The sequence below is a fragment of the Xanthomonas pisi DSM 18956 genome, assembly GCF_001010415.1.
In the GTDB taxonomy this organism is placed as follows: domain Bacteria; phylum Pseudomonadota; class Gammaproteobacteria; order Xanthomonadales; family Xanthomonadaceae; genus Xanthomonas; species Xanthomonas pisi.
The window spans coordinates 1-687 of sequence record NZ_JPLE01000151.1 but is presented as its reverse complement, the minus strand read 5'-3'; the positions used below and the strand labels follow the sequence as shown (position 1 = coordinate 687).

Sequence of the window (687 nt, the reverse complement as noted above, 5' to 3'; positions counted from 1 at the left end):
TAGTCTTAGTGTACGAAGAAGTAAAGCACTTTTTCGTTATTCTGCAATAAAATATTTATAAGCCTTATCGCCTTCTACGTCGATATACTCGACGATAATTAACGCTTCGCCGCGCGGCGTAACCGTCTCGATAAGGGTAACGGCTTCGTCGTCGGTCTTCGCGAAGCAGATGGCGCTACGTTCGGCGTACTTAATATCGTCGAAGGAAAGGCCGACGAAAGCGACCGCGCGGACCTTAATAATGGTGGATTCTAGTTCCGCGTTAACGGCGGCGATAAGAGAGCGAACGGTTAAACGGTCTTCGTCGTAAGTAAGGATAGAAGAGATTAAAGTGGTCATAATAAAACTCCCGATGCTAGTAGAAGGAAGGGCCATCGCCCGTCTCGATATAAACAAGTATACGCGAGTGTACGAAGAAGTAAAGAAAAAGATAAAATAATTTATCGCATTTTTATCGAAAAAGTGCTTTACTTTTTTCTACACTATATTATAATGTACTCATATCGGGACGGGATGAGTTAACGAATAGGTCGTTAACGCCTCTCCCAACTAGGAGTTTATTATGACTATCGTTACCCGCTTTACCCTCGAAAACGCAACCGCCGAAGTCCAGGGCGTTACGCTTACTTACGGCGAAATTCTCGCGAAATGCTCCGGCGTTCGCTTAGGCGAAGGAATTAACGACGC

At 45.0% G+C, this 687-nt stretch carries 1 protein-coding gene; it reads right to left on the bottom strand.

The window, feature by feature from the left end:
• Positions 1 to 36: 36 nt before the first annotated feature.
• Positions 37 to 339 carry a hypothetical protein gene (locus tag Y887_RS17490; protein ID WP_046965562.1) on the bottom strand — a complete coding sequence of 101 codons (303 nt, stop codon included), beginning with the start codon at positions 337 to 339 and terminating at the stop codon, positions 37 to 39.
• Positions 340 to 687: the final 348 nt, after the last annotated feature.